The sequence below is a fragment of the Pseudomonas sp. MF6394 genome (assembly GCF_002018845.1).
GTDB lineage: Bacteria > Pseudomonadota > Gammaproteobacteria > Pseudomonadales > Pseudomonadaceae > Aquipseudomonas > Aquipseudomonas lactis.
Window position 1 is genome coordinate 45,173 of sequence record NZ_MVOJ01000019.1, and the last position, 26,580, is coordinate 71,752.

The following is a 26,580-nucleotide window of genomic DNA, read 5'->3' on the forward strand; positions in this document are numbered from 1 at the left end:
ATCAGCTTGAATATCTATATCAAAGAGGGGGCTGCCCATGGACACCAGACCATAGGGCGGCGGTCTAATGGGCCGCTCGGCGGTTGCTCTCTGCCGAAATGCCATTAGAATGCCATGATTCTGAACGCAATACCTCCACGACTTTTCAGCGCCTCGTCCCAGTGGCAGTAGGGCAGCAGGTCATTCCATCGCAGGTGCGTTCATCGTCTAACAGCAAGGAAACGGTTATGGATGACTCAATCAAGACACTTTACGTTGTTCCTGATACCAACGTATTCGTGCAATGCCGACAGCTTGGCACGCTGGATTGGCGCGATTTAGGAGACTACGAGAAAATCGTCCTTGTGGTTACAAGGCCCGTCATCGCTGAAGTTGACCGACAAAAAGGTGCGAGCGGCCGACTGGCTAAACGCGCTCGACTTGCTAATGGGCTCTTCACCGGTTTTCTCACCAATGACGAAGTAGTGATTGACACGCAAGGTTCTGGCCCGGCTGTTGTTCTGGCGCTAGGCCAAAACTTGGAACCGTCGGATGAGTTGGTCGATGTACTGAATTACAGTCACGCCGATGATCTTTTGGTAGGAATCGTGCATGCCTATCAACGAGCTAACGATCACCAGGTGCTCTTTTTGTCCTTCGACACGGGGCCGCTTCTGAGCGCCAAGAGCGTGGGCGTTCCTTACAAAAGCGTGCCGTCAACTTGGTTACTTAACAGTGAAAATGACGAAGAGCAGAAGCGGATCAAGGAGTTAGAGGGGCAGCTCAAGCGTCTTCAAGCGGCGGAGCCTCAATGCACGATTTCTTTTCCCGATACGCCTTGGGAGATTGTCAGGCAGAAACGCCTCCCGCTCACTGATACTCAGATTGCAGAACTGTTGCGGTTACTCAAAACTCGGCACCCACTGCAAACTGATTTTGGTTCAAAGGTAGCGGCTCAGCGTGAAGGAAGATCGTCCCCATTTGGTCATCCCTCGGTAGAGCGTTTCGTACCAGTCACTGAACAGGAAATCAACGAATATCAAGTCAGATACACACAATGGATCGAAAGTTGCACGGATTTTTTTAGAAAGGCCCATGAGAAGCTCAACGGTCAAGAAGAAGTTCACATTGTTTCTACGGTGCTTGCCAATATTGGCTCTAGGCCTGCAGATAATGTCTTGGTGATCTTCGAGATTACAGGCGACCACTTGGCGTTAATGGCGACACCGACCGAAGATGAGGAAGAAAAAAAGGCCGAGCCCTTGAGTTTGAAACCTCCACCTGGGGTACCTCAGGGTAGATGGGTGAGTGAGTATCCTTACCGTGACGCTCAGACATATGCCACGCTGGCCAGAGTTCATGATGTACCTCGATTTGACTCATCTATTTTCAGAAAAGATTTTGTACGCGATCCCAATAAATTTTTCTGGAAAAATAAACGCCCCAAATTTCCAGTGTTACGCGCCGAATTTGAGTGTGATCAGTGGAGGCATAAGGAAGACGACGAATTTTTTGATTTGCGTGTTTGCTATACGCCCGAATTCGAAGGCCGTGAGGGAGCTCTGCACGTGACCATCAGTGCGACAAACCTCGCGGAACCCTTGAAGAAAACTCAAAACATCAAGGTGCTCATCGAAGAAACTGATGCATTCGAAGAGGCGAGAGCGATCGTACTTTAATTCCAGAAACAAGATCGGGTAGTTGTGGTGGTGCGTAAAAAGCGTTCTGCAACAAAGGCGTTACTTTAATATAAATGTACTTTAATATAAATGTTTTTTGAGGGCATAATGAAGTTTGTTTATTGCGATCATGGCGTGATAGTCGAGTGGCTCAAGGGGCGTAAAATAGCGACCGCTGCAATCGAAAAACTGCTAAAAATCGGACATCAACCCGTATACAGTCCTGCTCATATAGAGGAATTTTCCGTGCCGGTTCAAAGAAGTGGTCTTTCGGAGGATGTCGTGATGGCAGAGCTCAAGAAACTGTCGGCGCTCACCAAAAACTTCGAAATTCTTCCGAATTCACGCCGAGGGTTACGAAAAATACGCACAGAGGGAAAGTTTGGTGCTTTTTTATGCAAAGAGCACCCTAAATACTGCTATGAACGGGTGATCGAAAACTATAAACCTCTCAATGACCGTGCAGAGGGCGGTCAACAAATGTTTACAACCCTTGCCAATCAAGAAGCGAATGGCAGAGTGCCCGGTACAGTGAATCGTTACGATGCTCAAGAATTGCTGGGGCGAACACCTGTAAAATCAAGCATCCTTGGTGAGTATTTTAGCATATTTCATAATGGGCATGACTATGCAAGGATGGCAACAGGTATTTCTAAACAATCACCATTTATTGAAGTTGACGATCCACAAGGCTCTATCAAATTATTGAAAGGCAATCATGATGCCGTACAAGCGATGATAGAAGCGGTTATAAAATGTTTGATTCGCGAAAGATATTACCCGGATCCCATAAAAAAATATCGCTCGGAAATGCACGATATTACCCATGCGGTATATGCGTCATACTTTAATCTCTATGTAATTGATGATGAGAAATCTCGCGAAAAATGCAAGGCTGCCTATAAGTTTCTTGGCGTACCAACCAATGTGTTATCACCTGATCAGGTGATCGAAACGTTATAGAAAATTACCGAAGACCTGCGCCGGAAACCGGCACAGGTTGACTCACTCCTCCATAAGCGAACGTTTATTCATCTACGTCCATGAATTCCTTGGCCCACGCTACATAACTCTCAGGCAAGGTATAGGTGTGGGTCAATTCCGTAGCACTGAGGTTCGAGGTGCTGTGAGTCAGCTGACGCTGGGCACGCAGGCTGTCGTAGGTGGCCTTGATCGCGGCGAAGTAGGCGCCATGCCCGGCTACCACGATGCGCACGCCCAGGCTGGCCAGGCGCTCACTGTCGTGCAGTTGCGGGTTGCCGTAGGTCACCAGCATCAGGGGAACGCTGAGGTTCTCTGCGATCTGCTCCAGGTGGTCGAAGTCCTTGACGCCGACCATGCAGATGCCGTCAGCGCCGGCCTTTTCGTAGGCCTTGGTACGCGCAATCACGTCGGCAGTAGGCAGTACACCGGCATTGGTACGGGCAATGATCGACAGTTCTGGGTCGACACGCGCCTCTAAGGCGGCTTTGACCTTGCCGATGCCCTCTTCGACGGAAATCAGGTCCGTGGATTTACGCCCGAATTGCGCGGGCAAGAGCGTGTCTTCGATGGTCAGCGCCGCAACGCCGGCGCGTTCCAGTTCTTCGACGGTGCGCATCACGTTCAGGGCGTTGCCGTAGCCGTGGTCGGCGTCGGCAATGAACGGCAACTGGGCCACACGGCCGATGCGGGTGGCTTGCTCGACGAACTCACTCAGGGTAATCAACGCAAAATCGGGGGCCGCCAGCACCTGCAGGGAGGCGACTGAGCCGCCCAGGATTCCCACTTCAAACCCCAGGTCGGCCGCGATGCGGGCAGACATGGGGTCGAATACGGAGGCGGTTTCAACGCAGATCGGCGTTGCCAGCAGGTCACGGAAATTACGGCGTAGCGCTGAGTGAGAAATCTTGGGCATGGTCTTTCCTGGCTTTGGTCATCGTCAAGTGACGATCAATGTCTATTCGTGGTGCCGGGAGATTACCACGCAGACGCCCCTGTGATTATGACGTTTGAGCAGGCGCGCTAACGAGCGTCGGTGCTGTATGCCGGGCCGGCCTGTGCGTTCGGGTTGTCGTAAGAGGATTCGACGTGCAACTGGCCATGGGTCATGATCCAGTGGACAAGCTGGGCGATGGGAATGGAGTGGGCGTACTCGACCCAGCTCCCGGCGTCGGGGCTGTAGTGTTCGAAGTAGCGACGCAGCACGATACGGTCCAGGTCCGCGTTCAGCCCCAGGCAGGATTCCTGAAACAGCAACGGGCTATCCTGAGCGGGGGCGCAGGTGCGCTGGCTCAGCACCAATGGCCGGGCGTCGCTCGCTGCCTGCTCGGTGTACCTGCTGCTCAAAACTTTCATAGGCGTCTCCTTGAGTGGTAGGCGTGCAGAATGCCCGACAGGTTTTGCCCAAAGATGTCCGGGTTGTGTCCGTGGCGAAGGAATGTTGCGCGATTGAAATAAATGACCCCGGCGCCGGAATGGTTTTAGATGTCGTTCTTTTTTTGGCCTGGGAATCTGTGAACGTGAGCAGACTGCTGATCGTCGATGACGACGTGGAAGTGCTGGCATTGCTGAAGAAGTTTTTCGTCCAGCACGCCTATGAAGTCGACGTGGCCGCCGACGGCGAGGCCATGTGGGCGGCAATCGCGCAGCAGCGGCCAGACACGATCATCCTCGACCTCATGTTGCCCGGCGAAGGCGGCCTCAGCCTCTGCCAGAAGGTACGGGCGCAGTTCGGCATTCCTATCATCATGCTCACGGCCATGGGCGAGCTGAGCGACCGCATTGTTGGCTTGGAACTGGGCGCTGACGACTACCTGACCAAACCCTTCGCCCCGCGCGAATTGCTGGCCCGCCTGCGTGCCGTGCAACGGCGTGCGGGGCAGGCAGTCAGTGCGGCCGACGAGCGTTCACGCCCGGTGATTGCCTTTGCCGGTTGGCATCTGGATATCACCTGTCGCGAACTGCGCTCGCCCGAGGGCGTCATGATCCCGCTGTCCGGTGGTGAGTTCGATTTGTTGGTGGTGTTTCTCGAACACCCCCAGCGCATCCTCACCCGCGACCAATTGATCGACCTGACCCACGGCCAGGGCCACGACGCCTTCGACCGCAGTATTGATGTGCAGGTCAGCCGGCTGCGGCGCAAGATCGAGCCCGACTGCAAGCGCCCGGACCTGATCCGCACCGTGCGCAATGGCGGCTATCTGTTCACCGCCCCGGTGACCCGCTCATGATCCGCCGCCTGTTGCGCCGCGACACCCTGAATCGGCGGATCGCCCTGACCATTCTCGCCGCGATGCTCGCCTCACTGGCCCTCAACGCCTTGTTCGTGCAGGTGGCCGGGGTGTGGGCGCGTCCGCCCATCGACCGTACGGGGTTGCTTGAGCAGATGGCCGCGACACTGAAAGTGATCGAGGCCGCGCCTGCGCCGTTGCGCTCGCACCTGGCGGCAGCGGCCAGCGATACCCGGTTGCAGGTGACGTGGCATACCAACCCCGTGGATTTCGGCCTGCCCAGCGGCGGCAACGTGCTACAAGCCGGCGAAGTCCCCGGGATACAGGCGTTGTTTGGCACCGGGCGCACCATTCAGGTGTACAGCCCGGACGATTGGCCGCGTGGCAGCCCCGACGCACATTATGTGGCGCTGGTGCAGTTAGTTGATGGCAGCTGGTTGTCCTTCATCCCGCCCGAACGCAGTTGGGGCCTGAGCGCACCCACGCGGATTGCGGTGATCATCATCCTGGGGTTGATCGCCACCTTGCTGGTCGCCTGGATCGCCACCCGGCAATTGGCCCAGCCGTTGCAGCGTTTCGCCAGCGCTGCCAGACGCTTCGGTGGCGATCTGCGCGCACCGCCCATCGACATCGAAGGCCCCGACGAGATACGCCAGGCCACCATCGCCTTCAACGCCATGCAGGCGCAGATCCAGCACTTTATCGGCGAGCGCACCCAGATGCTGGCGGCCATTTCCCATGACTTGCGCGCGCCCTTGACGCGTATACGCCTGCGCTGTGAGTTCATGGAAGACCTGGACCATCAACACAAGCTGATTCGCGATGTCGAGGAAATGCAGTCGATGATCAACGCCGCATTGGCGTTTTTCCGCGACGATACGGTGCTGGAGCACAGCACGGCGTTCGATCTGTCTGAACTGCTGCAAACCATCATCGACGACTATCGCGACCAGCAACTGGTGGTCGACTTCCGAGGGCCGCCCCATCTGGTCTATCACGGCCGGCCACTGGGGCTGAAACGGGTGGTGGTCAACCTGCTGGAAAATGCTGCCAAGTACGCCCGGCACCCCAGCATTGCACTGAGTGTTAATGACCAGAGGGTGTGCATCGAGGTCAGCGACGAGGGCCCGGGGATTCCTGAAGCAGACCTGGAGCGTGTGTTCGATCCGTTCTTTCGCCTTGAGACCTCACGCAACCGCAATACCGGTGGGGTGGGGCTTGGGCTCTCGGCGGCACGGGCGATTGTGCGCGAGCAGGGCGGTGAACTGAGCCTGAGCAATCGACGTGGTTCGGGGTTGGTGGCCCGGGTTGAATTGCCGTGCTAGCGTGATGCGATACGCGCATTATTATTGAATTAGGTTATGCGTTATGAGTATTTTACATCCCGCCTTCAACACCGCAAAAATACCCCAGACAACAAATGACCTTATAAAACCGAGACCGTACGCGCGGATCGACTTGAATGCCCCACACGGCATCTGGAGACGAACGTGCGTTACCTAACCCTGGCGGCTGGATTGGCCGCCTCATTGCTGTGCCTGACGGCGCAGGCGCAAACCCTGGTGGTCGGCGACCAGAGCTACAACGCCCAGGCCGTGATGGAAGCGGCGGGGGTACTCGATGACCTGCCCTACACGCTGGACTGGAAACAGTTCACGGCCGGGTCGCCGGTGGCCGAAGCGCTCAACGTCGGCAGCCTGGACCTGGGCCTGCTCGGGGATGCCCCGGTGCTGTTTTTGGGCGCTTTGGGCGCACCGATCAAGGTGATCGCCGTGAGCCGGCAAAATCTCGACGGCGTGGCCATCCTGGTGAAAAAGGATTCGTCGATCCACAGCCTGGCTGATCTGGCAGGCAAGCGCGCCGCAATCTGGAAGGGCTCCTGGAGCCAGCAACTGTTGCTGACCGCGCTGGACAAGGCCGGGGTGGCGCGGGATTCGCTGCAATGGCGCTACCTCAGCGCCCTGGATGCCTCCCACGCGCTGGAAGGCGGTGCGGTTGACGTGATCGCCACCTGGGAACCCTATGTCACGCAACAGGAACGCCAAGGCGCGCGGGTGCTGGCAACCGCTGAAGACTTGATCCCGGCCCAGAGTTTCATTGCCGCCAACGCCAGTGCTGTGGAGGCCAAGCGTGAACCCATCAGCGACTTTCTCCAGCGTCTGAAAAAAGCCCGCGACTGGGCCCGCCAAAGCCCGGCCAACGCCAACGCGTATGCCGATGCCTGGGCCAAGCGCACCCGCGCGGATGCCGACATCGCCCGCGTCTGGTTTGCCCGCGCGCGCACCACCGTCGAACCGCTGACGCCCCAGGCGCCCATCGAGGCGCAAAAGACCGTGGACTTTTTCGCCGGCCTGGGCCTGGTCAAGTCTTACTCTGCCGCCACGTTGTTCGACCCTTCATTCACGGCCGCTTTGCAGCCCGCCGTCGCCACGACCCAGCCCTGACCGCTTGAAGGACTACTGCGCAATGACTAAAAGACAGCTCAAACTGGGCGCCCTGACCATGGGCTGCGGTGGGCCGGGCCGCCATAACCTGTGGCTTGACCCGCAATTGCCGGCCGATGCCAGCGTCAACGTCGACTGGTACATCCAGATAGCCCGCCAGGCCGAGGCGGCATTGTTCGACCTGATGTTTATCGTCGACAGCCAGTTCATCACCGAAGGCTCGCCGTCCCATTACCTCAATCGCCTGGAGCCGCTGACCTTGCTGTCGGCACTGGCCGTGAGCACGCGGCATATCGGCCTGGTCGGTACGCTGACCACCTCGTATAACTCGCCGTATAACGTCGCCCGGCGCCTGGCCTCCCTGGACCTGATCAGCAAAGGCCGCGCCGGCTGGAACGTGGTGACCAGTGGCGATGCCGGTACCGCTGGCAATTACAGCCGCGACGAACATTACGACTACGCCACCCGCTATGGTCGCGCCGCCGAACACGTTCAGGTGGTGCAGGGGTTGTGGAACTCCTATGAAGACGATGCGTTTGTGAGCAACCGTGCCACCGGGCAGTTTCTCGACCCGAGCAAGCTGCACAGCCTGAATCACCAGGGCGAACATTTCCGGGTGGTGGGCCCGCTGAATATCCAGCGCTCGCCCCAAGGCCAGCCGGTGATTTTCCAGGCCGGTGACTCCGAACAAGGCCGCGAGCTGGGCGCCGCCACCGCCGATGTGATCTTCACCCACGCGGCCAGTATCGAGCAGGGCCAGGCGTTTTACCGGGATATCAAGGGCAGGGCGGTACAACGGGGGCGTGATCCTGAGCAGTTACTGATCATGCCCGGTGCGGAAATTTATGTGGGCGACACCGATGCCCATGCCCGGGAAATCGAACAGCACTACCATCAGGTGGACCATAGTTTTGCATTGGCACTCAAGGAGTTCGGGCGCAATTTTGGCTGGCATGATTTCAGCCAATACGACTTGGACGCGCCGTTCCCGCAAGAGAGCCTGGAGGCCGCGCGCAGCAGTTTTTTTACCGCCGCCAAACGCATTGCCGACCAGGCGCGGGAACAGGGCTTTACCCTGCGCCAGGCCGTCGAATTTGGCCGGCAATTGCGCCCAGGCGCGTTCGTTGGCAGCGCCGCCACGGTGGCGCACAAAATGGCGGATTGGTTCGAGGCACGGGCCGTGGATGGGTTCAATATCTACATCGGGCACCCTGGGCAATTTGATCGTTTTACTCAGGAGGTGATTCCGTTGCTGCAAGAGCGCGGTGTTTATCGCACGGCCTACGAGGGCTCGACCTTGCGTGAAAGCCTGGGCTTGGCGATTCCGAGGTTCCAGCGCTTCCCCTTATCCTAAGGGCTGGTTTTGCGGGGTTGCGTTAACTGCCCCATTTCGCATAACTGCTGTGCCGTCACAGGCATTAATCCGCCAGCGAGCTGTGTCTATAGTCCACTCACCCCGTGCAGCCCGTTCAACGGCGCTGCGCGATCCAGCCCGAGACTGAGGTGAGCCTTATGAACCGTGAATTCGACCCCGCACTGACGGATATCAACCAAGTCGACGCCGAGTACTTCGAGTACAGCAAGGCGGCGAACCCCATCAGTGCCAACCTGATTTCCCGCATTCCCTACCATAGCTTTCCCGCCTCGCTGTATGACAGTGGCCCCTCGCGCGTGGTACCGCTGGACCTCAGCGACGCCTTGGGCTGCGAAGGCCCCGCCACAGGCCCAGGGTTGTGCGCGAATTTCATGCGCCTTAACCGTGGCGATACGTTGACGCTGCAGCCCAACGCCACCTCCCAGGTGTTCTACGTGATCGCCGGGGAGGGCAGCGTGGTTCAGGGCGAGTATGAGATTCAATGGTCCAAGGGCTGCTTTATTGCCCTGCCGGGGTTACAGCAGGCGCACTTCAGTGCCCGCGAGGATGCGCGTCTTTACTATGTGCACGATGAGCCGTTGCTGCGTTACCTGGGGGTGACACCCAGTGCCGACCGCTTTGCGCCAACCCTGTACCCGGCAGCACTGGCCAACGCGAAGTTGCGTGAAGCAGCCGATGATCCCAGGGCCCAGGACCGCAGCCGCATCAGTATCCTGCTGGGTAACCGCCACTTTCCGCAGACGCGCACGGTGACCCACGTATTGTGGGCCATGTACGGGATTCTGCCGGCAGGATCGGTGCAGAAACCCCATCGGCATCAGTCGATTGCACTGGACTTCATTATCGATTGCCCCAAGGGCTGTTATTCCCTGGTGGGCACTGAGCTTGAGGCGGATGGGCAAATCCGTAACCCGCAACGGGTCGACTGGTCGCCCGGCCTGGCGTTTGTCACACCACCGGGTTATTGGCATGCGCATTTTAATGAATCAGATAGCGAGGCGTTCCTGATCCCGATTCAGGATGCCGGGCTGCAAACTTACTTGCGCGCGTTGGATATTCGCTTCAGTTGAGTCATTTCCAGTCCGGGGTCTCGCCCAGTCGTTCAACGATAAAGTCGATAAAACACCGGACCTTGGACGACACAATGCGCTTGGGCGGGTAGACAAACCACACCGCAAACGCCCGCTCCACGCCCTGGATATGCCATTCCGGTAACCACACTACCAAGTCGCCGGCCTCGATACTTCGCGCCACCAGCCAGTCGGGCAACAGCGCAAAGCCCAAGCCTTGGCGCACGGCGATCAGTTGCGCGTCCAGGTCGTTGATTCGAATCGCGCCATCATGCAGCAGCGGGAACGCGCGACCGGCGGATACAAAACTGATATCGCCCGTGATAGACGTGCCCAACACCGCAGGCACACCGGCCAGGTCCGTGGGCGTGGACGGAGGAGGGTGCTGCATGCCAAACGCCGGGCTGACCACCAAGCGGTAATGGCCGTCGCTGAGCTTGCGTGCCTTGAGCGTCGAATCGGCCAGCTCGCCAATGCGGATGGCTAAATCGACGCCGGCATGAATCAAATTGACCTGGCTGTTATCCAGCACCAGTTCCACGCTGATTTGCGGGTAACGCACCAGAAAGTCATTCAACGCCGGCAGGATGTGATGCCGCGCAAACGCCGGTGGCAGGTTGAGTTTCAGCACGCCCCGGGGATGCTGGTTCAACGCAGACGTGGCAGCCTTGGCGTGTTCCAGCTCATCCAGCACCTTGCGTGCGTGTATCAGGAAGGTCTGGCCGCCTTCGGTCAGATGCAGCGTGCGTGTGGAGCGGTTGAACAGCGCGATGCCCAAGTCCTGCTCAAGGTCCTTCACGTAGCGCGAAACCGTTGAGGCCTTGATCCCCAGGCGCTCGGCGGCGCGGGAGAAGTTGTTGCCTTCGGCGGCTTCGATGAAGGCGGTGAGGGCGGTGAAATAGTCCAAGGGGCAGCCTCAGGGCAGGGCGATAAGAGGTGCAGGTTGTTGAGTTTTGCCGGGGGCTGTCAACTGCACGACCGTAGAACCACGATGCAGCCCCCGTTTTCATAAATCAGGGCTGTTGGTGAAACGATACCAGTCATGGTGGCCGAGGCACCGGCTGCGTCCAGTCGAAGGGTGGTCAGTGATAAAAGAACGCCGTTGCCCAGGGCAACAATGAACAGCATCGTTACGCGCTTCGACGAACTCGCGAAAAGTTAAGCGACGATGGTCTCTCGGGCCTGCGCCATGAGGTGTTTACGACATTACTTTTCGTACAGAGCCTAGACATTTTTTATTCCATTACTATCCAAGAAAAAGCTACCAGGCATCAACTGGCTAACTAATTTCGCCGCCATGCCAACCCCACCACAAATACAACTTCTTGTTCTTTATGGATTTATCTGGCTGCCAGACAAAGGGTACGCCAGCCCAAGCTTGTCAACTGTCAAAAGTCACAGTAGATCCTTTCATTTTTTTTGCTAAATTTTCCAATAAGAAACACAAATACACCTAAATAGAGGGAACAGTTTATGAGCAGTGAAATTTCATACAGCCCACCTAAGGCCAAGGTGACTTCAGACGACGTGGAAAAAGTTAGGCGTTATGTGAATGCGGGGCTTACGCTTCCGCTCACTTTAGAATCTATTAATAGCGAATTCCATGGAAGTGTTAATGAGGGTGGCATTACTGCGTCTGACCTATTGGTCACCTTTGATAACATTCATAACCATGCAAAAAAATGGTCCCCTCTGGAAACACAAATAATAAAAGTTTCCAGTTCTTTGAAGCGCTTTGCGAGCGACCTTAAAGCAAACACTCAGCCGGCACTTGACGAAGTTCAGGCCATTGAAGGCTATAACGACTATAAACTTAAAACGACTGATCTTACAGTTGAGCAAATCCAGAATTTCAAGGTTCCACTGAATACGAGCGGCCCCCAGGTCGATGATACTTACGAAACGATCAACGAATACGTGAAATTAATTATTGGCTCCATTCAGGATAAGCAAAATATTGCTGCAGAAGTTAAGACGCAGTTAGTAGACTTCGACGCGACTCTGGATAGAATCGAACAGGATGTAGGACACAAAGCAAACATCGCATTAGCCTCCAAGACATTGGAAGAGCTGCGAGACATCACAGCAAAGCTTATCACCGTTAACAATCAGCTCAGCAATCTGCGAAGTGAATCCAAGTACAGCGTGGGGGAGTGGTTTATGTTTGCCACTCTAATTCTTCCTGTTATCGGCGTGCCATTATGTGGCGCCTATTTTGGCGTCCGTGACGCGAATTATAACGCGAAAATTACCGAGCTGAACCATCAAGAGAGTACGTTATTGGCTCGGCAAGCCGAATTACAAAAGGTGGCGTCGGTGCTTAATAGCATCCATTCAGGAATGGTCAGTCTTAAGATTTTCACCAAAGGAGCAGTAGAGGGGCTTATGCAAATCGAAACACTGTGGAGTAATACACTTACTGAAATTACAGCAGCGAAAAACGCACTATCTGGGACCAGGGATTTTAGCCTTCTTGTTATTTTTGTTATCAAAATGACCGACGTACTGTCGCGCTGGAAGAATATCCAGGACAACATGAATAACATGTCGGCTGCTTTCGGCCAAAGAAACTGATACCTGAGCACATAAAAATGACTATCGAACTAGTGTCCCCCTACAAGCCAAATATTAATAAAGCTCGGATTTTAATACGCGAGTACGCAGACGTGAAACTGAGCAGTCTCTATATTCCCGCACTCGCCTCTGAACTCCAGAGCCTCAAACACTCACTCGATAGTTCTGATAGAACATTCAATGAGGATTTGAGCAATGTGGCGAGCATCCTGAACGACACGCAAATACGACCTTATCTGAAAATCCTCAAAGAAAATGACGACAACTCAATAAAGTTAGAGTTGAGAAAGAACCTTCAAGATGTAAAAACAAACCTTGAAGAGCTTGCGCGGCGCATGACTGCGGCACTGGATGGTTTTGAAACAGTGACTCTTACTGATAACTCGGGAGAAATTGCCACACTCGAATCAGAGCGCATCAAATTATTAAGCAATCTTCCAGCAGATCAAAAAGAGCTTAGTGGAAAGCGAGGGAAATATGAAACGCTTGAAAAAGCAATTATTGAATTTGAGTCAAAAACATTCATTGACAGGGGGCAGCCTATTTTTGATGAAGTAAAAACAGCGGTGACTTCAGCCGTTAACTCCCCATCAAAAAAAGCGACAATAGCTGTAGAATCAGGCTTGAACGTTGCGCAAAAAGTGCTCAATATCTTGAACGATCAGCTTAAGTATAACCACCTAGTAGAAGCGCGTGATAAATTAGCTGGGGAGATTTCCATTCGGCAATCCCAGATGAACTACGAACAAAAGAAAGTAAACGAAATTGATGATAAAAAAAGCGCATTGACGGCGATACAGGATATCTTCGAGCCGCGGGAATTGTACGTGGCAGAGGCTCGAAAAATCATCGGAATGTTGACTGGACTCATCAACGAAGTTTTTTCTCCGTACGATATAAATTCCACCGATGGCCTGATTTCCATTGGCGACAAGTTCCTAGAAAATTTACCGGATGTCCCTCGGCATATTGATGCTATTGCATTTTACTGGTTGCGCCGCACTAACTGACTCAACGGTTTAGATTTAAGCTTTCCGGCGCATATATCTATTATGCCCCCCTTATTAAGCATGGCTGCACCTCTATCTTTTAGAGTTGGCAATTTCGATAAATAGATTGCATTTTCTCGAATGGCAAGCGGCCTTCTATCGCGTCACTCGCAATCAATGAGAGGATTAACAATGGACGCAGCTACAGTAACCCTTTTCTTCCGAGACCCCAAGCTCACTGCATTCAACAGAAATCAGCCCGATTTCTTAGTACACTATAATGAACAAATTGAATTTGCTTATATCAAGGACCCTTATATTGCTTTCGAAGAGAATTACGGCGACGTGCCTCACTATTGGAAAGGTAAAGGTGCTGAGCTTGACAGGTTCATCAAAAATGCCATTAGATTTCATAGAGATGGCGATGCCATAGCTGAAAGGTCTTTGCTTGTTCGCTCTGAAATCATAGACATCGCAAACAATGTCCAGCGCTTTGGCGAATCAGTTATAAGCATCATCAACAACACCTCAGCTGAAACCAAAAGAGTTGACCATTTAAGCCAGTTTGAAATTGACCAATTCGATGCCTCGTTACTCAGCGTCGAAGATATTTGCCAACGCAATTCACTCTCTAGCCATATGGAAGCACTGCAAACCACAACGTCTACGGCTTTCAAACGAGTCAGTGCATTTCAAAATACTGTCTCCGAATTCAAACACTTTGTTGTGAATGATCTTCGCCCTTATGTAGAAGGTCCGATAAATCAGGCTTTTCCAAAAACGGCACCGCTTCTTGAAGCTGTACGTGAAGAGATTCGACAAGCCACAAAGGAAGAGAACACTGAGAAATTAATAGAGGCTGAGTCTCGAGAAAAGATATTATTAGAACAAAGAGAAGAGGAAGCATCGCCGAGGAATCACACAAGGATTATGTCCCCCTTGATCTCCCTGGTAGTATGTGGTTGGTATCTAGGATTATCTGAGTCTGTGGCACGCGTAGATCCAGCCATTGTGAAATTTGAAAAACTTTGGATAGAAACTTCCAGCTTTATCCAGAACGCTCAACGCAACACTGACCAAATCACAAATATTAAAATGCTTAAAGTCTTTAAAGTGACAATGCAAAATATTATGAACGATTGGGCCAGCGTCAAAGTCCTGCTAGGATCCATATGACTCGCTATAAACTAGGTCTCTGCAACTTCAAAAGACGATCAATCTGGCCTCGATGGCTTGGAATAGTAAAGGAATTAGTGAAGAGCACATGAATTGAATCCGGCTTTTCACTATTTAAGAGATGAAGTGGGCGTTGCTCGCGAGTGAGAAATGCAGTAGCCAGCATGGGGCTGTCACAGCTAGCAAATCGGCTTACCGCGATAGTGCTCTCTTAAACGCGGCTTATTCGATGAAGGCGGTGAGGGCGGTGAAATAGTCCAAGGGCCGACTCAGGGCAGGGCGGTGAGAGGTGCAGGTTGTTGAGTTTTGGCGGGGGCTGTCAACTCGAACAGGCAGCGCGCTTTGCTGACACAAGATTGATCTCGATCAGGTGACCCCGCTGGCTCGCTCTATAACCTTGGGCGCTTATCGATGGCCAGGGACGGCTCAACGAGCAGCTCTGGTCGCACATTCTCAAGGAAGAGTCAGCCATGCGATCACTGAAGATCCTGTTGTTATCATCGGCATTCAACGGTTTAACCCAACGGGCCTGGCTGGATCTGCGCCAGGCGGGTCACGACCCCAGCGTTGTGGTATTCACCGATCAAGCCACCGTGTGCCAGCAGGTGGAGGCGTCCGGCGCCGATCTGGTGATCTGCCCCTTTTTGAAGGACCGTGTGCCGCACCAACTGTGGAGCCATCCCCTGCGCCCGGTGGTGATCATCCATCCGGGCATCGTCGGCGACCGTGGCGCCAGTGCGCTGGATTGGGCGATCACCCAGCAGGCCAGCCGTTGGGGCGTCACCGCCTTGCAAGCGGTGGAGGAAATGGACGCCGGGCCGATCTGGTCCACCTGTGAGTTCGACATGCCCGACCAGGTGCGAAAATCCGAGTTGTACAACGGCCTGGTGAGCGACGCCGCGATGGTTTGCATCCGTGACGTCGTGGCGAAATTCGCCAAGGGCTTCGTGCCGACACCGCTCGATTACACCCAACCCAGTGTTATCGGACGCTTGCAGCCGAACATGACCCAGGCTGACCGCACCTTCAGTTGGTTCGATTGCGCAGCCTTTATCAAGCGCAGCATCGACGCTGCCGATGGCCAGCCCGGCGTGTTGGCGAGCCTGTTGGGCGGGCAATATTACCTCTACGACGCGCACTTGGACGCCCGCCAGGGCACCCCCGGCGAAATCCTCGCGGTACAGGACGACGCCGTGCTGGTGGCGGCTGGGGATTACAGCCTGTGGATCGGCTCGCTCAAACCCAAAGGCCCAGAGACCTTCAAGCTGACGGCACGGCATGTTCTGGCGCAACGGCTGGCCGGCGTTCCAGTGCTGGACAGTTCAATCGCCCGCCAGCCGTTCAACGAGCGGGTCTATCAACCTATTCGCTACCAAGAGTTCGGCCACGTCGGCGAACTGACGTTCGAGTTCTACAACGGCGCCATGAGCACCGAACAATGCCAGCGGCTGGTGGCAGCGTTGCGCTGGGCCAAGGCGCGAGACACCCACGTGTTGCTGATCAAGGGCGGGCGCGGTAGCTTTTCCAATGGCGTTCATCTCAATGTCATCCAGGCCGCCGACGTGCCGGGGCTGGAAGCCTGGGCCAATATTCAAGCCATCGACGATGTGTGCCTGGAGCTGCTCACCGCCAGGCAACTGGTGATCAGCGGCCTGACCGGCAGCGCGGGCGCAGGCGGCGTGATGCTGGCGCTGGCCGCCGACATTGTATTAGCCCGCGAAGGTGTGGTGCTCAACCCGCACTACAAAACCATGGGGCTCTACGGCTCCGAATACTGGACGTACAGCCTGCCACGGGCCGTGGGCAGCGAAATCGCGCATAAACTCACTGAAGAATGCTTGCCCATCAGTGCCATTCAGGCCCAGCAATACGGCATGGTCCAGGCCATCGGCCCGCGTTGCCCACAGGCATTTGGCTTGTGGCTTTTGCAACAGGCCGACAGCGCGTTGACCGATGATAAGTACCTTCACGCACGCACACGCAAAGCCACGCTGGATACTCAGAAAGTTGAACGCTGTCGCGAGCAGGAACTGGCACAGATGCGTTTGGATATGGTGGACAACCGCCAGCAGTTTGCCGAGAAGTGTCGCAACTTCGTGTTTAAACGCAAAACCTGCCAGACCCCGCAGCGGTTGATTGCGCCGTGGGCGTTGAAGTACGAGGCTGGCGTGCCGCAAAGCCGGATGCTGAATGACTGACCGTCGACGCGGGGAGGGCGCGGCGGCCAGTCCAGCCTCGCATTGGGTCATAGGGTTGCCCATAATGGAGGCCAACTCGCCCAACCGCAAAGACCCCGAGGCCCCATGGAACTGCACAACCTGAACGATAACGCAGCGCTCGTATGACTCGGGCGCTGTTTATTTCGTTGGATGGGCCCAAGGGCACCGGCAAAACCACGCTGTTGGAGGCCGTTACGACAGCATTGAGGGCCGACAATAAAAAGGTCGTCCGACTGTGCGAGCGCAAGAGCGATCCCTATCGAGCGCAAACGATGGCGCTGGTTAACAAATTCGCCAGAGACCCCAGCCGGGACCTGGAACTTGAGGTGTGTGAGCGCTTTGCTGACAGCCGCAGTTGGATTACCCAGCACGTACTGGCCGCACAGCCACCTGACAGCATCATCCTGATGGATCGCTGGTACCCGTCTGATGCAGCGTTTCGTCGATTGATACCCTTTGCAGACATTCTTGAACTGAACATTCATCGACAGGTGCAAGTGCCGGATCTGCATGTGGGGGTTGTCACCGCGGCGCAAATATCCTGGGCACGGGCGGCAGCACGACGGCGCGGGCTGAGCAGTACGGTGATGTCTAAGCTGGAGGAGCAAGTTGTGTGTACCGAGGCTTTTGAACGAGCAGCTGTGGGGCAGGGGTGGGTGATGTGTCGCAATGAGGGGACGATTGAGGAGGCGATGAGGCGGGTGGTTTCGCAGATATATAAAGTCCTTTGATCTAATTGATCTGGACCAAGTGAGGTTCATCAATTTGAACTAATCGCTAAGCCTGTCCAACTAACGCTTTGCACGTTGCCTCAAGTCCAGGTTTCTCCTGGGTTACCCAATTAAAAACGAAGGTTTGGTTCATCATGAAGAGCGAACAGGTAGAAGGCGTTGTAGAAAAGGTTGCTGGCAAAGCGCAGAGCGCAGTCGGGAAGCTTTTTGGCGATTCGAAGTTGGAAGCTGAGGGCGCTGGACGCCAGGCAGCCGGTCAACTGACGCAAACTTATGGCGACGCACTGGACAGTGTTTCTACATTCGCCAAAGAGAAGCCGGTTGCTGCACTGGCAATCGGAGCTGTTGCTCTATTGGTGCTGAAGAGATTGCTTGGTCGCTGAACCTCAGCAAGATTTCCCTCGTACTCCTTGGAGTTCCGCGCCAGGAGGTACGAGGGCGGTAAGCCATAGCCCTTAAACCAAGCCTTCGCGTTTGTATTGATTTGCCGAACTGTCAGCGGGCTTGGGTTTTCTGGAACAGGTCAACTGGTAAGCAATTGCCAACCATATGAACCACCCCGGCATGACCATCAAGGCAATTCGGGTGTCGGGTCTCAACGCCAGCAGACAAAGAACAAAGCCCAGAAACGCCAGAGAGAACCAGGCCATCGGTGCGCCGCCAGGCATCTTGTAGGTCGATTTTGCATGCAGGTCAGGACGCCTGTTGCAATAGGCAATGTACGACGCGAGGATCGTCGACCAAGTGAAAATCACCAGAATTGCTGACACGGTAGAGACGATGGTGAACGCGGTCATGACTTCTGGAACGATGAACAGCAACAACACGCCCAGCAGCATCAACAAGGTGGTGAACGCCAAGCTCAGCAGAGGCACGCTATTGCTCGACAGACGCCGGAAAATCCCCGGAGCGTTGTCCTGATTAGCCAGTCCGAACAGCATCCGGCTGGATGAAAATACGCCACTGTTGGCCGATGAGGCGGCGGATGTCAGCACCACAAAGTTGACGATACCGGCCGCTGCGGGGAACCCCGCAACAAGAAACAGCTCGACGAAGGGGCTCTTGTTGGGCGAAACCTGTTGCCAGGAAGTCACTGCAATAATGCAGGCCAGTGCCAGCACATAAAACAAGATGATTCTGAGCGGAATCGAGTTGATGGCTTTAGGCAGGGTCTTTTCGGGGGAGCGCGTTTCGGCGGCTGCGGTGCCGATCAGCTGGGTGCCCGCAAATGAGAAAATCGCCATCTGAAACCCGGCAAAGAAACCGAACAAGCCGTTGGGGAATGCGCCCTGTTTATCCAGCAAGTGGTTCAGGGACGCGGTGACGCCACTGGGTGAGACAAAGGAGCTGGCAATCAGCACCATGCTCACCCCAATCAGGGCAACGACGGCAATGATTTTGATGATCGCGAACCAGAACTCCACTTCACCGAAGAGCCTGACAGTCAGCACGTTCAAGGCGAACAGTGTTATCAGCATGCCGATGGCTGGTATCCAGGCGGGTATATCAGGGAACCAATACTGAAAAAATCCACCCACCACGACTGCATCACCTATCACTGCAACGCTCCAGCTTAGCCAATATGACCAGCCGAGAAAGAATGCTGCGCGTGGGCCAAGATAGGCACCGGCAAAATCAGCGAAGGTTTTGAAGCTCAAATTGGAAAGTAACATTTCGCCCATGGCACGCATGACGAAGTAGACGAACAGTCCGATGATCATATAGATGAGGATGATCGACGTGCCGGAGAGGGCGATGATCTTCCCGGAACCCATGAACAGGCCTGTCCCGATAGCACCGCCCATGGCCATTAACTGAATGTGACGATTGCTGAGTGTGCGCTGCAGCGCGGGCTGTTCAACCCGCTCGGACGGAGTCGATTTCATTACAAAACCTCTTGATTTTATGTTTTTGAGTTTTGGTAGAAAAGTGGGAATCAGGTGACCTTGATCGAGATGTAATGGCTACTGACGGTTGTGGTTTGCGGAGTTTCAGGCCCGTTTGCTCTCGTAACCATGCAGCACATTGACTGCATTGATCCCGATTTCATCGACCATGTAGCCACCCTCCATCACAAACAGGGCAGGGCAGCCCACGCCGGCTATCAGCTCGCCGATGCCGATGAAGTCTTCGCTTTCAAGCAAAAAGTGGCTGATGGGGTCGTCCTTGAAGGTGTCGACGCCCAGTGAAATAACCAGCACGTCAGGGGCAAATTGCTGGAGTTTCTTGCAGGCGTGGAGCAAGGCGTTGCGGTAACTTTCCCAAGAGGTGTTCTTCGGCAGCGGATAGTTCAGGTTGTAACCTTCGCCGTGACCAACGCCGACTTCGTGGCTGTAGCCTGAGTAGTACGGATAGGACACCGTCGGTTCGCCGTGCAGCGAGACAAACATGACGTCACTGCGCCCGTAGAAAATATTCTGGGTACCGTTGCCATGATGAAAGTCGACATCCAATACCGCGACACGCTTGGCGCCTCGGGTAATAGCCTGCTGTGCGGCAATGGCTGCGTTGTTCAGATAGCAATAGCCGCCCATGTATTCACGTGCTGCGTGATGGCCGGGTGGGCGGCATAGGGCAAAGGCACTGTCGTGACCTTCATCGATCAGCGCAAGTCCGGTCAGCGCGATATCGGCACTGGTTTTTACCGCTTGCCAGGTGGTGGCGGTAATGGGTGAGCCGGCGTCCATGGCGTAGAAACCCAGCTTGCCGTCGATGAACGTCGGGACTTGCTCGTTGGCCAGATCACGCACTGGCCATACCAGCGGCAAGGCATCGTGGGTGCGCCCGGTTGCACACCATTCAGACCAGGCAGATTCCAGAAAAGTTACGTAGCGCTCGCTGTGCGCGTTGACATAGCACGACCGATCAAATGCTCGCGGTTCGATGATCTGGCCAAGACCTACCTGTTTGACCCGATGGTGGACGGTATCGGCCCGACTGGGCTGTTCGAAGGACGGCTTGAGCACGCCGTCTTTCAATTCGGTGCCGTGGTGCAAACGGTGGGAATCACTGAAAACTGTAAACATTGTGCGCATCCGCTGATATGGGCCAGTGCAAATATTCTGTTCCGGCTCTGATGCGCTTTCTTTGCTTTGTTTTCGTGGTTTACTGGATTATTCGGGCGTTTTTACTCAGGAATGACGTAATGCAGAAAAAAACATCCAAACGCATCAGTCTCGACGACACCGACCTGGCGATTCTCGCGTTGCTGCAGGAGGATGCGAGTATTTCCAACTCTGAGCTCAGTGAGCGCTTGTCATTAAGCCTGACACCTTGTTGGAGGCGGCGTAAGAGAATGGAGGAGGCGGGCGTGATTAAAGGCTACCAGGCGAACCTTGATCGACGAATGCTGGGGCTGGATATCATGGCGTTCGTGCACATCCGTTTTTCCACCCACGCCGACCACGCTCCCGATGCTTTTGAGGCAGTGATTGCTCAACTGCCTGAAGTGTTGGCCTGTCACAAGATCACTGGGGATGCCGATTACGTGCTGCAAGTGTTGGCAGAGGATCTTGATAGCTACAGTGACTTTATCGAGCAGGTGCTCAGGCGTCAGGTGGGTATTGCGTCCATCCAGTCCAGTCTGGCTTTACGCGAAATTAAGACCAGTAGCCGTATCGCGATACCCAAATCGATCAAGGCGTGAATGGGCAGGGGTTAGATCACGAAGTGGAACCCTGTCTTTAGCAGCGATTGGCGCATTTGTATCGTTTTGTATCTGCGCTTTGGATAGATACACAGCGATTCCTTTAAGTCGGTTGATGACACATACGGGATACCTGCGGGGCTTTAAATGAACCCATCGAGAAGGCGCAAACCTTCTCCAATGGATGACTCATTTAACTCGCGGCTATCTCTGCGCGTTTCGCGACGTTGTCGACCAATGACTTATAGGAAATTCAAAATGCCTGCAGCTACGTTCGGTTTCACCTGGCGCCATTGTCTGGCTTCTTCCGTGAGCATGGGCGCTTTGGGGTTGGCCCTGATAGCCGGCAGCGGTGCTGCATGGGCTGCTGGCCCGGCCGCCGATGCGTCAGTTGCCAGCTCGGCCTCGACCCATCCCGAATCGATTAGACCTTATCGAATTCACGTCGATGAAGCTCAAGTGACCGATCTGAAAAAGCGCATTGCGGCGACCCGCTGGCCGGACAAAGAAACCGTCAATGACGTGTCCCAAGGCGTGCAGTTGGCCCAGGTCCAGGCGCTGGTGAAGTATTGGGGCAGCGGCTATGACTGGCGCAAGGCTGAAGCGAAGCTCAATGCGCTGCCTGAATTCATCACGACTATCGACGGCGTCGATATTCAATTCATCCATGTTCGCTCGCCAAACCCCAACGCGATGCCGCTGCTTCTGACACACGGATGGCCTGGCTCACAGTTTGAGTTCCTGAAGACGATCGGCCCGCTCACGGATCCCGTTGCTTACGGCGGTAAGGTTGAAGATTCGTTCGACGTGATCATTCCATCGATTCCGGGACACGGCTTTTCCGGTAAGCCAACTGAATTGGGTTGGGGGCCGGATCGAGTCGCGAAGGCTTGGGATGTGCTCATCAAGCGTCTGGGTTATACCCACTATGTTTCCCAGGGCGGAGATCACGGTTCGGTCATATCGGATGCATTGGGCCGCCTGAATCCGCCGGGGCTGTTGGGCATTCACTTGAACATGCCGGCCACCATCCCGCCCGAATTGGTCAAGCCGATCAATAGTGGTGACCCGGCCCCTGACGGGCTCACTGAGCCTGAACGCAAGGCGTTTGATTCCTTGAGCACCTTCTTCGGCCGCAATGCAGCATACGGCGCGATGATGGTGACGCGCCCGCAGACTATCGGTTACCTGCTGGCCGATTCGCCTACCGGAACTGCGGCGTGGATGTACGAAAAAATCGCCGCGTGGACGGACAGTGATGGCCAGCCTGAACGGGTATTGACCCGTGACGAGATGCTGGACGATATCAGCCTGTACTGGCTGACGAACGCAGGCGCATCGTCATCGCGTTTCTACTGGGAAAACAACAACAACAATTTCAGCGCTGCCGCGCAGAACACCGCAAGCATCAAGGTGCCGGTGGCGATCACGGTCTTCCCGCACGAGATCTATCAGGCGCCAAAAAGCTGGGCGCAACGCGCTTACCCATCACTCTCCTACTACAGCCAGGTTAACAAGGGCGGCCACTTCGCTTCCTGGGAGCAACCTCAATTGTTCAGCGAAGAATTGCGGGAGGCCTTCCGGCCGCTGCGCGCCAAGCTGAGCGCAACCAAGACAGCCCAGTAGCTCAAACCCAATCCAGTCAACACACCGGGCCGCTATTCGGCGGCTCGCTACGGAGAAACACCATGGAGATGACCTTGCTGAACAATCAAAAATCCAGCCGCCTGCGGGGTCTTGCCCCATCGCTGTTGGCAGCAGCGATGCTGCAATTCGCAGCGTTGGCTGTCGGTTTTTCCCAAGCCAGCGCGGCTGATGTGCCCGCGTCCACCATTGGGGCTATCACCCCGGGAGCTCACACCTCTCTCGGTGCTCTTAAGCATGTGAAAGCGGGGCTGCTGGACGTTTCTTACGCGGAACTCGGCCCAGCCGATGGCCCTGTGGTCATTTTGTTGCACGGCTGGCCCTACGATATCAACGCATACGCTGATGTCGCTCCTGCTTTGGCGGACAAGGGATATCGAGTGTTGATCCCTTCTGCGCGTGGTTATGGCGATACGCATTTTCTCTCGGCCAAGACAGTTCGCAATGGTCAACCTGCTGCGCTGGCGACCGACCTGATCGACTTCATGGACGCGCTTAAGATCAAGACGGCGGTACTGGGTGGGTTTGACTGGGGCGCCCGTACTGCAGATATCGTTGCCGCACTGTGGCCGGAAAGAGTGAAAGCCCTGGTCGCTGTGAGCGGTTACCTGATAGGCAGCCAAGAGGCGGGCAAGGCGCCATTGCCGCCAGCCGCCGAACTGCAGTGGTGGTACCAGTTCTACTTCGCGACCGAGCGCGGGCGTCTGGGCTACGAGAAAAACACCCATGACTTCGCCAAGCTCATCTGGAAGCTGGCGTCACCACAGTGGAATTTCGACGACGCCACTTATGGGCGCAGCGCGGCGTCCTTGCAAAACCCTGATCACGTGGCCGTGTCGATTTTCAACTATCGCTGGCGCCTGGGGTTGGTCAAGGGCGAGGCCAGATACGACGCGCTGGAGAAGAAACTCGCGGCATTTCCATCCATCAGCGTGCCCACCATCACCCTGGAAGGTGATGCGAACGGCGCACCGCACCCACCTGCCGAAGCGTACGCCAAGCGCTTCACTGGCAAGTATGAGTACCGATTGATCACCGGTGGTGTAGGCCACAATTTGCCGCAGGAAGCGCCGAAAGCCTTCGCCCAGGCGGTGATCGACGCCGATCATCTTTGAAAACCGGCTGAGAGGAGGGCGATGATGAAGCTGAAATTTCTGGCCGCGATGTCGGCTGCCATTGCAATCGCAGCGTTGACCGCTACCGGTGTCGCCTCGGGCGACGCCAGTAAGGGCGACGCCTCACCGATCTATGGCGTGAAATTGCCGGAAAACTACCGCCTATGGCCGCTGATTGCGCCGGCGCAGGAAGCGGCCCCCCTGCACGAACTGCGAGCCGTGCTGGGCAATGACTTGGCCATCAAGGCTTATCAGGATTCAACGCTGCCATTCCCTGATGGCACGGTGCTGGTAAAGCTGGCCTGGAAACATGTGCAGTCTTCGGAATTCGAGCCGGCGTCCATCCCGGGGCCGGCCACGACCGTGCAGGTGATGGTCAAGGACTCGAAAAAATATGCAGCAACCGGTGGTTGGGGATTCGGGCGGTTTATCAACGGTAAACCGGCCGATGAAGCCCAACACGCAACCTGCTTCGCCTGTCACCAGGCGCGAGTGCGTAATCACGACCTTGTCTTCACGCGCTTCGCTCCCTGATTTCCCGTCAAACCCGGAGTTAACAATGAAAAAAGTATTAACCACACTGGCCGTCGCCGTCAGCCTGAGCATGGCGACACACGCCTGGTCGCAAACTGAAAAACCCACGATTGTGCTCGTGCATGGCGCCTTTGCCGATGCGTCGAGTTGGAATGGCGTGGTGAAGATTCTCGAGAAGGACGGTTACCCGGTGGTTGCCGCTGCCAATCCATTGCGCGGTGTAAAAAGCGATGGTTCGGCAATCTCGGCATTGCTGACGAGCATTCATTCGCCGTTGGTGTTGGTCGGCCATTCCTATGGCGGCAACGTTATCAGTGATGCGGCCAACGATCATGCAAACGTCAAAGCCCTGGTTTACGTCAGTGCGTTTGCACCTGAGGCCGGGGAAACCGTCGCCGGGCTGGCCGGCAAATTCCCGGGCAGCACGCTGGGCCCAACGCTGGCTGCGCCTGTACCGCTGGCCGATGGGGGCAAGGACTTGTACATCCAGCAGGACAAGTTTCACAACCAGTTCGCCGCTGACGTCCCCGCGAAAGAGGCAGCATTGATGGCCGCCACCCAACGCCCGGTAACGGAAGCGGCGCTCAACGAAGCGTCCGGCAGCCCTGCCTGGAAGCACATTCCGTCCTGGTACATCTACGGCGACAAGGACAAGAACATTCCCCCGCAAGCCATGGCATTCATGGCCAAGCGCGCCGCTGCCAAAGCCGTGGAGGTGGTCAAGGGCGCTTCCCATGTGGTGATGGTTTCGAACCCGGAACCGGTTGCCCGCCTCATCGAAAAAGCCGCTACCGCGAAATGACACGCCAAGGGCGAAGCGGCGTTTTCAGCGCTCTACGCCGAGGCGAGTTTTGCACGTCGCACGGCGGGTTTCGTTTTGAAGTTGTGCAACGCTGAAACGCGGGAGAGGGGGGTATTCGACGCGGCCAACGCCTGGGCATACCGGGCGTTGTGCTTATCGCGGGCAACCGCAATCAATCAGGTACGCGACGATGTGGAAGATCAATCACAGTTACATTGACGGAGCATTCGTTCCCGTTCATGGCAATGAAACGGTGCAATGTCGTTCGGTCGGTGACGCTACCGTGGTGATGGAGCCGGTCGGAGTCGCGGCGCTGTTTGCCCCCTGGAACAGCACCGCCGGGACGATATGCAGCAAACTGGCATTGCCATCGCGGCGGGTTGTGCCTCGGTCATCAAACCGAGCGAGTTGAGCCCCTTGCAAACCACCGTGCTCGCCCAAGCGCTGCATCGCGCAGAGTTGCCCAACGGGGTTTTCAATATTCTGTTGGGACGCGGCAGTGATGTGGGTGACGAAATCAGCGCCAGCCCACTCATCGCGAAAATTTCATTCACCGGGCCCACCGCCACCGGAAAGCTCATTGCACGTGCCGGAATCGAGACCATGAAGCGAGTGAGCCTGTCGCTCACGGGGAAGTCGGCCTCTATCATCCTGGATGACGCCGAACTCGACATCGCCATTCCCCTGGCTCTGAATGCTGCGTTCATGAACAACGGTCAGGCATGTGTCGCTGGCACACGTCTGCTGGTGCCACGCTCGCACGCCGAGGACATTATCAAGCGCGTGAAAAGCCTGGTTGAAGCGATGGTCGTCGGCGATCCGCAGGATCCGGCCACTGCTCTCGGGCCGCTGGTCAATCGCGCCCAATTCGACCGCGTACAAGCTTTCATCCGCCGCGGGCAGGCGCAAGGCGCGACGTTGATTATCGGCGGGGAGGGCAGGCCGACCGGCTTGAACAAGGGCTATTTCGTCAGGCCTACGGTCTTTGCCGACGTCAGCAATGACATGGACATCGCGCAAGAGGAGATTTTCGGCCCGGTGCTATCGATCATTGCGTATGACTCGCAAGAACAGGCGATCGCTATTGCCAATGCCAGTCTCTACGGTTTGCAGGCGTATGTATTTTCCCGGCAACCGGAGCGTGCCCAACGCCTGGCGACCCAGCTGCAGGCCGGCTCGGTGTTGATCAACAGAATTTCGCCAGAGCTGCTGGCGCCGTTCGGCGGGGTAAAGCAGTCCGGTGTCGGCCGGGAGTTTGGAGTCTTTGGGCTGCAAGCATTTCTTGAGGCCAAAAGCATCGTGTCCGATTAGCCTGGGGTGGGCGGGAGAGGGTGGTCGCGCAACCCAGGCCGCAGGAGAAAAAGCTAATGGCCCACAGCGCGTTGCCTGTG

Annotated in this window: 24 protein-coding genes and 2 pseudogenes; 21 read left to right on the plus strand and 5 right to left on the minus strand. The window is 55.7% G+C overall.

Annotation, left to right across the window (positions count from 1 at the left end; genetic code table 11):
• Window positions 1-227 precede the first annotated feature (227 nt).
• The gene (locus MF6394_RS19430) at window positions 228-1,658 is read left to right on the plus strand and encodes a PIN domain-containing protein (RefSeq protein ID WP_161952174.1); all 1,431 of its coding nucleotides are present in this window, start codon (window positions 228-230) and stop codon (window positions 1,656-1,658) included.
• Window positions 1,659-1,766: 108 nt separating this feature from the next.
• Window positions 1,767-2,621, plus strand: a complete 855-nt coding sequence (locus MF6394_RS19435; protein ID WP_153046025.1) for a hypothetical protein — start codon at window positions 1,767-1,769, stop codon at window positions 2,619-2,621.
• A gap of 64 nt (window positions 2,622-2,685) precedes the next feature.
• On the opposite strand, the gene MF6394_RS19440 is transcribed toward MF6394_RS19435, so the two are convergent.
• The gene (locus MF6394_RS19440) at window positions 2,686-3,555 is read right to left on the minus strand and encodes an isocitrate lyase/PEP mutase family protein (RefSeq protein ID WP_078467326.1); all 870 of its coding nucleotides are present in this window, start codon (window positions 3,553-3,555) and stop codon (window positions 2,686-2,688) included.
• Between the two features lie 107 nt (window positions 3,556-3,662).
• Window positions 3,663-3,995, minus strand: coding sequence for a hypothetical protein (locus tag MF6394_RS19445; RefSeq protein WP_078467327.1), 333 nt, complete (start codon window positions 3,993-3,995; stop codon window positions 3,663-3,665).
• 164 nt (window positions 3,996-4,159) lie between these two features.
• On the opposite strand from MF6394_RS19445, the gene MF6394_RS19450 reads away from it, so the two are divergent.
• The 5 genes from MF6394_RS19450 (at window position 4,160) to MF6394_RS19470 (ending at window position 9,759) form a co-directional block, all read left to right on the plus strand.
• The gene (locus tag MF6394_RS19450) at window positions 4,160-4,870 is read left to right on the plus strand and encodes a response regulator (RefSeq protein ID WP_275623540.1); all 711 of its coding nucleotides are present in this window, start codon (window positions 4,160-4,162) and stop codon (window positions 4,868-4,870) included.
• Window positions 4,867-6,195, plus strand: coding sequence for an ATP-binding protein (locus MF6394_RS19455; protein WP_078467329.1), 1,329 nt, complete (start codon window positions 4,867-4,869; stop codon window positions 6,193-6,195). The genes MF6394_RS19450 and MF6394_RS19455 overlap by 4 nt, the downstream gene beginning before the upstream one ends.
• Window positions 6,196-6,360: 165 nt before the next feature.
• A complete protein-coding gene (locus MF6394_RS19460; RefSeq protein WP_069557521.1) occupies window positions 6,361-7,314 on the plus strand; it encodes an ABC transporter substrate-binding protein in 954 nt (317 codons plus the stop codon).
• 22 nt (window positions 7,315-7,336) lie between these two features.
• Window positions 7,337-8,668 carry an LLM class flavin-dependent oxidoreductase gene (locus MF6394_RS19465; protein WP_078467330.1) on the plus strand — a complete coding sequence of 444 codons (1,332 nt, stop codon included), beginning with the start codon at window positions 7,337-7,339 and terminating at the stop codon, window positions 8,666-8,668.
• 158 nt (window positions 8,669-8,826) lie between these two features.
• Complete coding sequence (locus tag MF6394_RS19470) at window positions 8,827-9,759, plus strand: cupin (RefSeq protein ID WP_044273778.1); 933 nt, start codon at window positions 8,827-8,829, stop codon at window positions 9,757-9,759.
• 1 nt (window position 9,760) lies between these two features.
• On the opposite strand, the gene MF6394_RS19475 is transcribed toward MF6394_RS19470, so the two are convergent.
• Window positions 9,761-10,666, minus strand: a complete 906-nt coding sequence (locus tag MF6394_RS19475; protein WP_078467331.1) for a LysR family transcriptional regulator — start codon at window positions 10,664-10,666, stop codon at window positions 9,761-9,763.
• Window positions 10,667-10,891: 225 nt separating this feature from the next.
• Here MF6394_RS19475 and MF6394_RS35040 point away from each other — a divergent pair.
• The 7 genes and pseudogenes from MF6394_RS35040 to MF6394_RS19505 all read left to right on the plus strand — a co-directional run.
• Window positions 10,892-10,987, plus strand: a pseudogene (locus MF6394_RS35040) (IS5/IS1182 family transposase); the annotation flags it as partial.
• Window positions 10,988-11,232: 245 nt separating this feature from the next.
• A complete protein-coding gene (locus MF6394_RS19480; RefSeq protein WP_078467332.1) occupies window positions 11,233-12,333 on the plus strand; it encodes an alpha-xenorhabdolysin family binary toxin subunit A in 1,101 nt (366 codons plus the stop codon).
• Window positions 12,334-12,350: 17 nt separating this feature from the next.
• The gene (locus MF6394_RS19485; RefSeq protein WP_078467333.1) at window positions 12,351-13,343 is read left to right on the plus strand and encodes an alpha-xenorhabdolysin family binary toxin subunit B; all 993 of its coding nucleotides are present in this window, start codon (window positions 12,351-12,353) and stop codon (window positions 13,341-13,343) included.
• Between the two features lie 171 nt (window positions 13,344-13,514).
• Window positions 13,515-14,498, plus strand: coding sequence for a hypothetical protein (locus MF6394_RS19490; protein WP_078467334.1), 984 nt, complete (start codon window positions 13,515-13,517; stop codon window positions 14,496-14,498).
• A gap of 470 nt (window positions 14,499-14,968) precedes the next feature.
• Window positions 14,969-16,696 carry a hydrogenase maturation protein gene (locus MF6394_RS19495; protein WP_078467335.1) on the plus strand — a complete coding sequence of 576 codons (1,728 nt, stop codon included), beginning with the start codon at window positions 14,969-14,971 and terminating at the stop codon, window positions 16,694-16,696.
• A 143-nt stretch (window positions 16,697-16,839) separates the two neighbouring features.
• Window positions 16,840-17,448, plus strand: a complete 609-nt coding sequence (locus MF6394_RS19500; RefSeq protein WP_078467336.1) for a dTMP kinase — start codon at window positions 16,840-16,842, stop codon at window positions 17,446-17,448.
• Between the two features lie 134 nt (window positions 17,449-17,582).
• Complete coding sequence (locus MF6394_RS19505; RefSeq protein ID WP_078467337.1) at window positions 17,583-17,831, plus strand: CsbD family protein; 249 nt, start codon at window positions 17,583-17,585, stop codon at window positions 17,829-17,831.
• 72 nt (window positions 17,832-17,903) lie between these two features.
• Here MF6394_RS19505 and MF6394_RS19510 read toward each other — a convergent pair whose 3' ends face one another.
• Window positions 17,904-19,334 (minus strand): amino acid permease, encoded by a 1,431-nt coding sequence (locus MF6394_RS19510; protein ID WP_078467338.1) that lies wholly within the window; start codon window positions 19,332-19,334, stop codon window positions 17,904-17,906.
• 105 nt (window positions 19,335-19,439) lie between these two features.
• Complete coding sequence (locus MF6394_RS19515; RefSeq protein ID WP_078467339.1) at window positions 19,440-20,474, minus strand: histone deacetylase family protein; 1,035 nt, start codon at window positions 20,472-20,474, stop codon at window positions 19,440-19,442.
• Between the two features lie 119 nt (window positions 20,475-20,593).
• On the opposite strand from MF6394_RS19515, the gene MF6394_RS19520 reads away from it, so the two are divergent.
• From MF6394_RS19520 to MF6394_RS19545, 7 genes and pseudogenes are all read left to right on the plus strand, one after another.
• Window positions 20,594-21,094 carry an Lrp/AsnC family transcriptional regulator gene (locus tag MF6394_RS19520; RefSeq protein ID WP_047710852.1) on the plus strand — a complete coding sequence of 167 codons (501 nt, stop codon included), beginning with the start codon at window positions 20,594-20,596 and terminating at the stop codon, window positions 21,092-21,094.
• Between the two features lie 258 nt (window positions 21,095-21,352).
• Window positions 21,353-22,720, plus strand: a complete 1,368-nt coding sequence (locus MF6394_RS19525; RefSeq protein WP_078467340.1) for an epoxide hydrolase family protein — start codon at window positions 21,353-21,355, stop codon at window positions 22,718-22,720.
• Between the two features lie 62 nt (window positions 22,721-22,782).
• Window positions 22,783-23,853: an alpha/beta fold hydrolase gene (locus tag MF6394_RS19530; RefSeq protein ID WP_078467341.1), complete on the plus strand. Its 1,071-nt coding sequence runs from the start codon at window positions 22,783-22,785 to the stop codon at window positions 23,851-23,853.
• A gap of 24 nt (window positions 23,854-23,877) precedes the next feature.
• Window positions 23,878-24,387, plus strand: coding sequence for a cytochrome P460 family protein (locus MF6394_RS19535; protein ID WP_078467342.1), 510 nt, complete (start codon window positions 23,878-23,880; stop codon window positions 24,385-24,387).
• 25 nt (window positions 24,388-24,412) lie between these two features.
• Window positions 24,413-25,189, plus strand: a complete 777-nt coding sequence (locus MF6394_RS19540) for an alpha/beta fold hydrolase (RefSeq protein WP_047710856.1) — start codon at window positions 24,413-24,415, stop codon at window positions 25,187-25,189.
• A gap of 12 nt (window positions 25,190-25,201) precedes the next feature.
• Window positions 25,202-25,279, plus strand: a pseudogene (locus tag MF6394_RS34675) (creatininase family protein); the annotation flags it as partial.
• 258 nt (window positions 25,280-25,537) lie between these two features.
• Window positions 25,538-26,500, plus strand: a complete 963-nt coding sequence (locus tag MF6394_RS19545) for an aldehyde dehydrogenase family protein (RefSeq protein ID WP_238597305.1) — start codon at window positions 25,538-25,540, stop codon at window positions 26,498-26,500.
• Window positions 26,501-26,580: the final 80 nt, after the last annotated feature.

Excerpts from the sequence above, each read along its gene's own strand:
- MF6394_RS19430 (WP_161952174.1), top strand. The coding sequence starts at position 228 with ATGGATGACTCAATCAAGACACTTTACGTTGTTCCTGATACCAACGTA.
- MF6394_RS19435 (WP_153046025.1), top strand. The coding sequence starts at position 1,767 with ATGAAGTTTGTTTATTGCGATCATGGCGTGATAGTCGAGTGGCTCAAG.
- MF6394_RS19440 (WP_078467326.1), bottom strand. The coding sequence starts at position 3,555 with ATGCCCAAGATTTCTCACTCAGCGCTACGCCGTAATTTCCGTGACCTG.
- MF6394_RS19445 (WP_078467327.1), bottom strand. The coding sequence starts at position 3,995 with ATGAAAGTTTTGAGCAGCAGGTACACCGAGCAGGCAGCGAGCGACGCC.
- MF6394_RS19455 (WP_078467329.1), top strand. The coding sequence starts at position 4,867 with ATGATCCGCCGCCTGTTGCGCCGCGACACCCTGAATCGGCGGATCGCC.
- MF6394_RS19465 (WP_078467330.1), top strand. The coding sequence starts at position 7,337 with ATGACTAAAAGACAGCTCAAACTGGGCGCCCTGACCATGGGCTGCGGT.
- MF6394_RS19470 (WP_044273778.1), top strand. The coding sequence starts at position 8,827 with ATGAACCGTGAATTCGACCCCGCACTGACGGATATCAACCAAGTCGAC.
- MF6394_RS19480 (WP_078467332.1), top strand. The coding sequence starts at position 11,233 with ATGAGCAGTGAAATTTCATACAGCCCACCTAAGGCCAAGGTGACTTCA.
- MF6394_RS19485 (WP_078467333.1), top strand. The coding sequence starts at position 12,351 with ATGACTATCGAACTAGTGTCCCCCTACAAGCCAAATATTAATAAAGCT.
- MF6394_RS19490 (WP_078467334.1), top strand. The coding sequence starts at position 13,515 with ATGGACGCAGCTACAGTAACCCTTTTCTTCCGAGACCCCAAGCTCACT.
- MF6394_RS19495 (WP_078467335.1), top strand. The coding sequence starts at position 14,969 with ATGCGATCACTGAAGATCCTGTTGTTATCATCGGCATTCAACGGTTTA.
- MF6394_RS19500 (WP_078467336.1), top strand. The coding sequence starts at position 16,840 with ATGACTCGGGCGCTGTTTATTTCGTTGGATGGGCCCAAGGGCACCGGC.
- MF6394_RS19505 (WP_078467337.1), top strand. The coding sequence starts at position 17,583 with ATGAAGAGCGAACAGGTAGAAGGCGTTGTAGAAAAGGTTGCTGGCAAA.
- MF6394_RS19510 (WP_078467338.1), bottom strand. The coding sequence starts at position 19,334 with ATGAAATCGACTCCGTCCGAGCGGGTTGAACAGCCCGCGCTGCAGCGC.
- MF6394_RS19515 (WP_078467339.1), bottom strand. The coding sequence starts at position 20,474 with ATGTTTACAGTTTTCAGTGATTCCCACCGTTTGCACCACGGCACCGAA.
- MF6394_RS19520 (WP_047710852.1), top strand. The coding sequence starts at position 20,594 with ATGCAGAAAAAAACATCCAAACGCATCAGTCTCGACGACACCGACCTG.
- MF6394_RS19525 (WP_078467340.1), top strand. The coding sequence starts at position 21,353 with ATGCCTGCAGCTACGTTCGGTTTCACCTGGCGCCATTGTCTGGCTTCT.
- MF6394_RS19530 (WP_078467341.1), top strand. The coding sequence starts at position 22,783 with ATGGAGATGACCTTGCTGAACAATCAAAAATCCAGCCGCCTGCGGGGT.
- MF6394_RS19535 (WP_078467342.1), top strand. The coding sequence starts at position 23,878 with ATGAAGCTGAAATTTCTGGCCGCGATGTCGGCTGCCATTGCAATCGCA.
- MF6394_RS19540 (WP_047710856.1), top strand. The coding sequence starts at position 24,413 with ATGAAAAAAGTATTAACCACACTGGCCGTCGCCGTCAGCCTGAGCATG.
- MF6394_RS19545 (WP_238597305.1), top strand. The coding sequence starts at position 25,538 with ATGCAGCAAACTGGCATTGCCATCGCGGCGGGTTGTGCCTCGGTCATC.